Source organism: Marinobacter sp. C1S70, from assembly GCF_000475355.1.
Classification (GTDB): domain Bacteria; phylum Pseudomonadota; class Gammaproteobacteria; order Pseudomonadales; family Oleiphilaceae; genus Marinobacter; species Marinobacter nauticus.
On sequence record NZ_AXBW01000076.1, the window covers coordinates 1 to 10521 of the forward strand.

Here is a 10521-nt window from a genome sequence, read left to right on the forward strand (position 1 = left end):
TCTGCCGCGCAGACTCCTAGGTCTTTTTGGTTTCCGGAATCGAGTGGGGGCGCCTTGGGTAAAACCGTTGCGTTATGGAACACGCTGGGTTTTGTGCTGGCTGTTTTTTCGGCACTGTTAGTTGGGATTCTTTGCAAACGATTTGAGAAGTTGTCGCCCGCCTTCGTGGTCTGGGTGATCGCCGCGTGTTGCATTGGTATAGCCTCTGCTCTGGCTGGGCAGGCAATGCCGGACTTACCGGGGGCAGGAGAGTTCCTTCCCAAAGAGTTTGTATCTCTGGTTCAGTGGCAAACGGGGCTCAGGCTGCCGGGTGCGAACCTGGCTGTAGACGCCGGCGTGCTGGTGTCTCTAATGGTGGCCGTGGGATTAACCGGGCAAGTTCTGCGCTTGGTGTTCAGGCCCGGTGCGTTCATTTCCCTGGCAACTGCACTGGTGACAGTCTCAGCGCTGCTTGTTTATATGGTAAACGTTCAGGGTGCTAATGTGCCCGGTTCGATGACGAACGCCGTGTTTAGGCAGGACCCAATCGCCGGTTACATACAACTCTATGCCATGTGGCTCCTGGCTACGACGCTTCTGGTGTCGGTTTGGATAGCCTCTGCCGTGTCTCATCAGCGTTTTTATAGGCGAGCACATCTGATTTGGGTTATCTTTTTGCATCGTTACCTTTGGTAATCGCCCCATCTGTCGTAGGTGTCGCTTTGCCTACTTACCAGTCATCTAATCTGGAACCGGTTGATGTAGCGTTACTTCATGGGATTGCATTGCTGGGCCTGGTGGCGTGTCTGGTTCTGTTGCCCTCTGTATTGAGAAGTGCCGGCTTATCCAAAGTGGCTCGCACCCGCTCAGATCACGCTGAGATTGAGCTAGAGCATGATATTGCCAAGAAGAAAGTTGCGGAGGCGAGACAGAAGTTTGCCTCGCCTCAAGCTAAGGACGCTTTCATTCAGAAGTATCTGAGATCTCTGGGAAGTCATAGTAAATTCGAGAGATACGATCTGGCCAACAGGCTACCCCGAGGGCGGTATTGCAAAAAGACCTTTGTCGGCTTTGTGGCAAGGCTTTCGGTTCATCTGCTTGCGCTGGTCTTTTGGGCATCGGGTTTTGCCATGCTGGGTGTTTCCAAGGACGCGCTCGATCATGGCATGCCAGCAGACTGGCCGGAGTTTTTCACGTTGTTCTGGGGTAATCTCTATCCCATCTGTATCTTTCTTGCCGTTCCTGTCCACCTTTTGGTGAATAAACTCGCTGCCGCTGTGCTGCTAGTGGCTGATATCGGTATATTTGATGACGTTCGGCCAATTGGTTTATTGAGACGAGATGAGTTAACCGATGCCGAGCAAAACCTGATGAGTCTATTTGATGAAGCTGTGACTGAGTGCAAGCCGGCCAGGGATGTTGTTCTCGTTATTAACAGTGGCCGGAGAGGTAACTCGATTAACTATTACATTGAGCGTGAAACCGGGACAGGCTTTGTGAGTATATCGCCGGTTGTACTGGACACGGCTAATGAAACGGAGTTGAAAGCTCTGCTGGTAGGCGCCCTTGCCAGTATGGCAAGTGAGAAGTACGAGCTGAAAACCCTCTTCAGGGAGTGTTTCGCGGTAGAACCAGTCACCGTGGCTTGGTTTCTTGGGATGAGCATGCTCGAGCAGGGTGCGAATTACGTCAACACCCATGGGCGTGATGGAGCGCGGGCAGCAACGATTACAGGCGCTGCCGTTGGAGGCGCCGGTGGCGCTGCAATGGGCGCGGCAAGTGGTGGTGCTGCCAATCTTTTGATTGCTATCGTTGTGATTTTGTGTGCTGGAGCGCTTCTTGCTTCGGCTGTTCCCATGCTGATTGTAAAAACATTCGCGAGGGCATTCGTAAGTTTGTTCGAATCATTCAGCGCTGGGCGAAAGGCGGTGGCACGGCTGCACTCTGATATTGATCTGCGAGCCTTGCAGAAAGAATTTGCACGCCGAGGCGAGAAGTATTTCCGAAGTCTTCGCGGAGCCCGACAGCCGGGCTTCGGTTTCGAGGAGTGGATTGAAGTGAAGGAGCTTGATGCAACCCTGAAAAGCGTTGCCAGGGACGCTCAGTGGGCATTCGAAAAGGCTGAGCGTATGAGTATCAAGAAGGCTAGGAAGGAAGCCAGGCTGCAGGCTCGTCGGTGAGCTTGAGTAATTAGTGCAAACAATTTCGCCATGGTTCATAAGGTAAATCATCTTCTGCCAAAATTGATGCGCAGCGGCGCAGTACCACCGATCAGCACGGAACGTTCCGGACCGGTCCAATTCGCTTCTTTTGAACATTGTTGATCCTTGGCTCAAGTAGCGCTACTTCAAACCAGTTTGTAGACTCCGGCCATTTAATTTGGATTTGGCCACATAAGCCGGTAATATCGCAGCGCTCGTGAGGCCGCAGTATTCGCGGATTGGCCTGCCTGAGTCCAGTCCGCATTTTTATGCAATTTTTCTTGCGGGCTCACTACTGTTTTTGTCAGGAGTAGTAATCCTGGTTTGAAAGGAGATAACCCTTTTGGTTAGTGAGAATGTTTCGGTTGGTCAGGTAAATATGGTCATAAAGACCAGCGCGTTGGAGTTTGATGACCGTTTACGAAAAGAGGTAATTTCCTGCCAGGAACTAGGCTATAAGGTATCCATCAGTTGTCTGCTTGACGATAATCAGAGATCGTCAGGAGAGGTTTGGAAAGGCGTGGAGTACCGCTCCTTCTCCCTTTGGAGCCGTCGCTGGTTGCCGGGACACAAGTTCGTTGTTGTACATGTGCTTGAGTTTGTTTTGAGGTTATTGCTCTCTAACTGGGGGCTGGGAGGAGGCGAATCTAAGAAAAAAGTGGTTTGGATTCATGACCCGGTGCTGATGCCTTTTCTGCCTGTTGCCGCTCTCATGCGCCTTCTGCGAAGAGTCGATCGAATCGTTTGGGATCAACATGAGCTGCCGCCTGAGTCTTGGTTAAGCTCTGTCCTATTTAAGCCGTTGTTGCGCCAAGCTTTTCGGGTTCCAGATTGTCTAGTGGTGGCAAACGAGTCAAGAGCGAGATATCTCGAATCGTGTCAAATGTTGGAGGCCGACTCCAATGTTTTCATACTTCACAATTATGCTGACGACGAGTATGCGTCTCAGCCCGTAGAACCGCTGAATTCAGACTTAAAGGAGTGGTTAAATGGGGAGAGATACTTATTGGTCCAAAGTGGTGGAACCTCTCTGCGTCATGCAGAGACGGTGTTCAGCGCGCTGTTTTCCGGCCGGTGGCCAGATTTGAAAGTGGTTTTCGTTGGTGGTGCAGATTCCGAGCTCGTTGAGCGTTTTCAGGTACGTTACCCTGAACGGTTCGAGCGACTGGTCTGGGTCGAGGGTAAGGTGCCTCAGTTAAGCCTCGCCCGTTTTGCAGATCACGCGGTGGCTAGTGTCATCTTTTATCGAGCAAGCTCTCCAAACCAGATCTATTGTGAACCAAACAGAATGTACCAGGCTTTATGCCGTGGCCTGCCAGTCATCGTTGGCAATAATCCTCCGATGGCAGATGTAGTTAGGGAAACCGAAGCTGGCGTTATACTAGAGGATGATGGTGGTGATGCTTATGATCTGGTTGCCGCGGTGCGCACAATACTCCTGTCTGAACAATATCGTGATAACGCCAAGAGGCTCTCAGGGAAGTTCCGATGGCATCGGCAAAACGCCGTCGTCGCAGAGTGTTTGAAGTACTAATTGGATGATCGTGAATAGGCCCGATGGTGGAACACGCATGACCGAACATAAAGCAAAAAAAACTTTTTATGAAGACTCTTTCGAGTCTGGTGATTCAGTTGCGCTTGCAGTGAATCACCTGTGGAGAGCCAAATGGCTATTGATTGGGGTATTTCTTGTCGCATTACTCGGCATTTTCGTCCTTTCACAGTTGATACCGGACCGATTTGGCGTCAAGGCGGCTTATTTGCCCCCTGCCGAAGGGAAAGTCAACTCGTTGCTGAGCGAGCCTCTCATTGACCGTGATGGTGACGAGAAGTTTGTCTTTGACGTCAATTCGATGCTCCAGATCTTTACAAACGCAGCTCAGTCCAATTCGGTCAAGCGGAAATTATATGAGGCGTTCGCTGCCAAGTCCGGCCAGTCGGACGATTTGTCCTTTAGTGCGTTTCTGAGTTCTGTGCAATTTACCCCACCTGAAACCGGTCAAGGAGATCCTGCCGAGATATTGGCACCGGCGCAATTCAGTGTATTCGCCGGAGATCCTGAGCTGGCCTTGTGGTTGGGTGAAAGTTATCAAGCGTTGGCGGAGGAGAACGCCATTGAAACTCTCAAATCCGATTTCGAGTCGCTCAAAGATTCTATGGCGACTGCATTACGACAGTCTGCCGACAAATTGCGTGAGGACTACAGTTTTGAAAGTCAGCAAACGCTGGCGGCGTTGAGAGAGAGGCAAGCTTTGCTCGAAGGTGTGATCCAGTTAAGGCGCTCGGGTGCGGAAAATGACGCACGGTCTGAAGTTTCCATCGTTTTGGATACGCAAAAGCCAGACTTAGCTATCCCGATATATTTGCTATCCGATTCCACCCTGATGTCTGCATTGGATGTTGTAAAGCGTCAAATGGAACAAATTAACGCCCGTGAAAACCCAGACCTTTACATCTCTGGGCTCGCCAACATAAAAAGTAGAATCAAAGCAGTTAACAATGTAGAGCTTGAGGTGTCTGGTGACAGTTTCCACACTGAGTTCCTGTCTCCCACATTGGACGAGAAGCTTCAGTCGCCAAAACGCTTTTTCTTTGCGGTGGTTGGTGCTGTCATTCTGACGATTATGGCTATGATTGGTGTTCTACTTGCGCCCATGGTGCGCGCAAAGCGCTGACGCTTCTCTATGAATTCCTCACCTCGTGTAAGTCTTTTCTTCCGATCGTTGGCCTTAGTGTTACTGGTCGGGGTAATGATCGTTGGCACTCACAGGTCGGAGAGGGAAGCGCGAATTGACGATTTGTGGGCTAAAACAGCCGGCGAGTTACTTCGAGAACCAATTTGGTTGCCTGAGCTGAGCTACGATGCCGCTAATGCATTGATGCTTCCTTTGCATTACTCCTTCTCGGGTGCCGGAACAGCGGGGTATCGTTCGCAATTCCGAGCAGTAATGGACCGATACTTGAGCGAGACGACGTTGCTCTTTGATGAAAATACGCTTCGGGTGTCCCAGTTCAGCTATCTGATCTCTCAGTACTTGGTTTTGGCAAGAGAGCGCGGTTATTGGAGTGAAACAGAAGAGCGTCTGTATAAGCGGCTTTTGACGTTGGTCGAGTTCTTCTGGTTTTATCGAATCCGTTATGACGTGACCTTCCAATACAAATTTGCGGGACTGGCGCAGCGTGTGTCTTGGAAGGCCAGAAGTGAGTCAACTACTCCGCCTCACAACCGTGCGGTAGTCGATGAGGAGTGGTTTATTATGGCGATTACTGGTGACCTTATCGCCATCGGAATGGCCGCGGATTTTGATAAGCAAAAGGTGCTTGCAAAGATCGCTGAAGATTCTTGCGATGCGGTCAGAAAGGCAGGGCGCTTCTATGAGGATGGCACATGGCGTTTTCAGCCGGGTGTCTGGTCTACGCACCCGGACTTCCTTTACGCAGGTAATGATTCAGTTGCTCCGGGCCTTCAAAAGAGAATTGTGGCGGATATTGGTCTGGATACCGGGCACGCGCACCGATTTCCGTTGTGGCTTAGGAGTCTTGCCAGAGGGCCTAGCGGCAGCAAATGTCATGAGCTTTATATGAAAGCTTTGGATGGCTTTCGCAAACAGTTCGTTAATCGAGTTCTTGTAAAGTCTTCCTCAAGTTTGCCGCTTCTCGAAAACTTTTTAGATGGGTCTAATGGAGTTTACCGATATGGCTATGCAACTCTCGGCGAATCTCAGGGTTATGGGCCTAATGAGATGAGTGGATCTCTCGTGCATGGTTGGTATGCATTTCTTGGTGGGAAGGAGCTTCAGGAGGCCTTCAAGTCCTTGGAAATGCGCATCGTTTCTAAAGAAGCTATTCCGGAGGAGTATAAAGGACCGCTTTCTTCACGTGACCGGCATCCGTTTTTCAGTAAAAACAATTACTGGAAAAATGGCTTCGCGGAACTCCATATTGTTTTGGCCAAGTTGATTAGCGAGAGTGAGTTGGGGGCAGGAACGTGACTTATCAATGGTCTTGGCTTGCAAATCTGCTTTATTTTTGTTTTTTTCCACTTTTCTTTTTTTACCATCTTTTTATTGCTCTCGGATTAATGCCCCCCATTCTCGGGGGTGGCATTGCTGTCTTCGGTATTGCTGGATTTGTTTTTGCCGTTTTGAGCGTCTTTACCTGGCTTCCGCAGACTCTCAAAGGAGATAAGCTTACCGCGCTACTCTGGTACGCATTTCTGATGTTGTGTTTGGGCTATTCTGTTTACTTTCTTGTTGCGGGTGGGGAAGCATATCGAAATACGGCCGCCACGCAGTCTCTTCAGGCCTTCGTGCTCATTCTGGCCATGTTCTTCGTGGGGTATTTTACAGATTTTTCGAAGCCTTTTTTCTCCATTTTTCTTATCTTTGCCCTCCTGTCTATGTTCGTTTTCCTGATAATTTATAGTCTGTTTTCCGGGAACATAATGTTTTATGCTCGAGAATTCTTTCATGCAGATGATGGCGTTGCGACATATCAAGGTTTCGCAAGAAGCGCTCTTCTGACGCTACTCCCCTTGATCGCTATGTCTAGGTCTACAGGTTATCAAGTACTGATTATCATTGTGGGGACCTACGTTCTTTTTGTCCTCGGGGCTAGGTCTGAGTTCTTTTCTTACTTGCTTTGGCTATGTTGTTTTTGTTTGCTTTTCATGGCCCGCTCTAGGGGATTTTTGATTGCCGGGTTGGCTGGCACTGTGGTCGTGTTGCTGGGATTAGGTTCGGTTTGGGACACTCTTACTGCCTCTCGGCAGTTGGAGGTTACGAACCTCTCTGAATCTACGTCCTGGGTCGCTCGTCAGGAACTATTTCTAAGTACGTTATCTATTGTTGACTCTGCGCCAGTGTTCGGTGATTTCGGAGCCCATATCCGTGAAGGAGGGCATGCGGGCGCGTACTCCCATAATGCGTTGTCGGCATGGGTGAACTATGGTGGTGTCGGATTCGTTTTGTATCTTTTGAGCATCGTTTCAGCATTTCTGATTTCCACTCTTGCCGTCTTGAGATCAGACCGAAGCCCTGAACAGGCTGACCGAAGAGTCGCATTCTCGATGATGTTTATTGTTTTGCTGCTCGTTATTGTATCGAAACCTGTATTTTGGCCGTTGACGGGGTTGGCAATGGGCTTATATTTCAAATCTATTAAGCCGGTTGGCATTGCTTCCGGATGATTCTACCACCGATAATAAAGCGTCTGTTGATGCTATTGTCTGGTGCAGCCCTCGGCAATCTGATTGTTCTTGCTGCAACCCCAATCTTGACCCGGCTGTACGGCCCGGACGACTTCGGTCTCCTGGCCATGTTTGCCAGCACTTCGGGCATCCTCGGCGCGGTTTTCTGCCTACGTTATGAGCAGGCGGTGTACATTCCCAGAACCGATCGAACGGCGCTTTTGTTGGTGGCAGGCGGCCTGTTCTGTGCCGCGATCTTCCTGGTGTTATTTACCGGAATCGGTGCACTGATTCTATGGGTCTTCGATGAAACCGCCCTCGGGGCCTGGTGGCTTGCGGTTCCGCTGGCGGGCGCGTTGCTGGCTGTTTACAACCTGCTTTCTAACTGGGCCGTTCGCCGACATAGGGTAGCCATTGTTGTTCGGACGCGAGTTAGTCGAGCTGTCATGCAGGTGTGTGTGCAGGGTGGCGCTGGCGTTACCGGTTTTGTTCCCGGAGGGCTCATGGCGGGAGACCTGGCCGGCCGTGTTGCCGGTGTATGGGTTCTCGGTCGGCTCTTCATTTCTGCGCGCGAGTCTGTATTGCTTAGCGCAAAGCGGGTGTGGTTTGCGATGCGACGGTATCGGCGGTTTCCGTTGGTGGCTGCGCCGGGCGCATTAGTAAATGTTATGGTTATGCAGGGCGTGCCCTTGGTGCTGGCTTTCGTGTATTCGCCTTCAGTCGCGGGCATTTATTTCTTGGTGCAGAGATTGATGGCGGCGCCCCTTGCACTGGTTGGGCAATCCGTTGCTCAGGTTTTGACATCAGAGCTCGCTAGGAAGTTGGCTTCTGGTGACAGGGGTTGTTTCCGACTGTATGCGCGTGCCGTTGTGGGCTTAGCCATTTTGGGCGGCATTCCAATAGCCCTGGTTGGTGTATTTGCCGGTCCATATTTACCAACAATTCTGGGCGTTGAATGGCGCGGATCTGGCGATTTTCTATTGGCGCTTACGCCCTTTTTTGTGGGTCAATTTGTTGTGTCGCCGCTGGCAAACTTTATGAATGCGTTGGGTCGGCAGGGAGGCCTGTTTACATGGGACTTACTAAGGTTGTTGGTGGCTTTTCCGGTTCTTATCCTGCCCGATGCCTTTGGCTGGAGCGTTGAGCTAGCGATTTCACTATTTTCCTGGGTGATGTTCGCATTCTATATTCTTTTGTCGCTTTGGCTGGGGAAGCTCCTTTGGCAAGAGGATGCTTCCCGCCAGAATCTGAAATCATGAGACTCAGTGTGAACGGTTACGTTGTCATTGCAGCGTAACCGTTGAGCCCGTGATTTTTACGCACACAGCGGGTTCTGTTTGATCGCAGAATTCTAACCTACCATCTGATGAGCTGAACTCGATACCTTCACTCGCAAGTGCAGGCGGCGTTGGCGAATCGCTGATCAAGAGCAGAGTTTGATACGTCGAACGCAGTCCTTCTTTTGAGAGGCTTATGCTCTCAGTAGATTGGATTTCGAATAGTCGAGGGCTATACCATCCAGTCATTGGGCTTTCGCTCCCTCTGAACTGGGTGATTGCTGCATTTTTCAGAAGATCATAGATGTGCAGGTAGTCCCCGGTTCCTCCAATAGCATAAGTTGCAGTGGATGCTGTCGTTTCTTTTGCGGTAATCGATGGATGGAAATGAAACCACTGGTCAAACTCTCGGTTTTTATCTGTGTGTAGCGAGTCTGTAACCAGGAGCCATTTATCTTCTCGCATAGTCACATGACGCGTGTGACTGGTGGATGTGCGATTTCGTGAGATGGTCCCGGATACGTAACCCACCTTAAGGTTGTGGTCGTGATGGATGTAGGTGATTGATGAACCTTTAGGGTAGGTCTCTGCAGCACTCATATTGAGACGGTCAACCTGAACGGTGTTATGAGCACGGGTTGATTTCGTGTAATTCCGGTAGTCAGAATTATCTAAAGAGTACTTTCCGGAATCAACGAGGATTGGTGTTCCTCCAGAGGTCCAGATAATACTTAAAAAATCGGGATGGTTATGCACGTTGGAGTGGTTCGCTCCGTTGAAAAAAAGGTAACTATGCTTGTTGAAGGGTTTTTCACGCCAATCCGTTCGCAAAATACCGTATCCGGTCTCTGGAAAAAGCGCAGGTGAGGTACCCGGGATGATGCCCTGATTGCCATCATTCAGGAGATAATCCACCGAGCGGCTCAGGTAGGAGTATGAGTTAGGTGGCATTTGTTCCGAATCACCCAGAAGAACGAGTTGTCCCTCAGGGCGATACAGCCACGCAAGGTTTTGCCTCGCCTTCTCAACATATTGTTCAATTGAATCCGAATACCAATCGGTTTTCAGTAGGCTGTAGATCTTGCTAACGACATACACATGGTAAGACGGCGAGTGTTCCACATGCATTCCGTCACTCTTGAATTGGTTTTCAAGTTCTGCAGTGAACTGCGACTGTGCGTAAGGTAGTGCGAGCTCACATGGTTGAAAGTTCGGCAACAGGTTGCAAGTTGCGTATATGCCAGCCATCTGAAAAATCACGTGATTACCTTGCCCGAGTTCGTTCGGATTCGACAAGTGTTGGATGTGCTTCGAAAGTGCGTCGAGGAAAAATAAAACAGTTTCCGGGGAGCGCTCAAGAACGATTAACTCTTTTACGAGCCATGCGAGTTGAATGGTTCGCAACCCAGTCGACATGTCATACCATTTGTATCTATTTACAATACCTTGATGAATGTTTTGTTCAATCCAGTCCCGATGAAGGCTTTCAGCTACTTTGAGATATCGCTCCTTTCCAGTTTCCCTGTAAGCAAACACAAACTGCTCGGTGGGGTACATGGCATTCAAGCCATAAGTGTAATTTGGGTCCTCTTTAAAAATTTTGCCCCATGGCATCGGTGGCTCCAGTGTGAGATTCTCGTGGCCGGTTTTAAAATAACCCTCTTCAAGAAACCGATCTGCAAGTAAAGGCGCTTTATCGACATGATGATGGTTGTAGAGATTTCCGTTGGTCGTACTTAAAAAGTTGCGCAAACTTTGGTCTGAATAGTCCGATGACGAGTCGTCAGGATTGATGAAATAGGATTGGTAATGATTTGTTGGTTCTTGCCTGTTCTGATCGTTTTCGTTTGAGCTAGCCCGGATTTCTCATAGGTCC

General features: G+C 49.8%; 8 protein-coding genes. 7 read left to right on the plus strand and 1 reads right to left on the minus strand.

The genetic code is table 11. The features are described from left to right. From Q669_RS17565 to Q669_RS17595, 7 genes are all read left to right on the plus strand, one after another. On the plus strand, positions 1-675 hold a 675-nt coding region (locus Q669_RS17565), incomplete at its 5' end, for a hypothetical protein (protein ID WP_036149945.1). Positions 676-701: 26 nt separating this feature from the next. Next, positions 702-2159 (plus strand): hypothetical protein, encoded by a 1458-nt coding sequence (locus tag Q669_RS17570; protein WP_152525069.1) that lies wholly within the window; start codon positions 702-704, stop codon positions 2157-2159. A gap of 364 nt (positions 2160-2523) precedes the next feature. Continuing rightward, complete coding sequence (locus Q669_RS17575) at positions 2524-3714, plus strand: hypothetical protein (RefSeq protein ID WP_022993276.1); 1191 nt, start codon at positions 2524-2526, stop codon at positions 3712-3714. 37 nt (positions 3715-3751) lie between these two features. After that, positions 3752-4855, plus strand: coding sequence for a hypothetical protein (locus Q669_RS17580; protein WP_022993277.1), 1104 nt, complete (start codon positions 3752-3754; stop codon positions 4853-4855). 75 nt (positions 4856-4930) lie between these two features. Then, positions 4931-6172, plus strand: a complete 1242-nt coding sequence (locus tag Q669_RS17585; protein WP_036149947.1) for a hypothetical protein — start codon at positions 4931-4933, stop codon at positions 6170-6172. Next, on the plus strand, positions 6169-7368 hold the full coding sequence (locus tag Q669_RS17590) for a hypothetical protein (protein ID WP_022993279.1): 1200 nt from the start codon (positions 6169-6171) through the stop codon (positions 7366-7368). Before Q669_RS17585 ends, Q669_RS17590 begins: the two co-directional genes overlap by 4 nt. Next, positions 7365-8627 (plus strand): lipopolysaccharide biosynthesis protein, encoded by a 1263-nt coding sequence (locus tag Q669_RS17595; protein WP_081699755.1) that lies wholly within the window; start codon positions 7365-7367, stop codon positions 8625-8627. Before Q669_RS17590 ends, Q669_RS17595 begins: the two co-directional genes overlap by 4 nt. Before the next feature lie 24 nt (positions 8628-8651). Here the strand turns inward: Q669_RS17595 and Q669_RS17600 are convergent, their stop codons facing one another. Continuing rightward, on the minus strand, positions 8652-10397 hold the full coding sequence (locus tag Q669_RS17600) for a heparinase II/III family protein (protein WP_081699756.1): 1746 nt from the start codon (positions 10395-10397) through the stop codon (positions 8652-8654). Positions 10398-10521 lie beyond the last annotated feature (124 nt).

Coding starts and splice junctions, on each gene's coding strand:
- Q669_RS17580 (WP_022993277.1), top strand. CDS start 3,752: ATGACCGAACATAAAGCAAAAAAAACTTTTTATGAAGACTCTTTCGAG.
- Q669_RS17585 (WP_036149947.1), top strand. CDS start 4,931: ATGATCGTTGGCACTCACAGGTCGGAGAGGGAAGCGCGAATTGACGAT.
- Q669_RS17595 (WP_081699755.1), top strand. CDS start 7,365: ATGATTCTACCACCGATAATAAAGCGTCTGTTGATGCTATTGTCTGGT.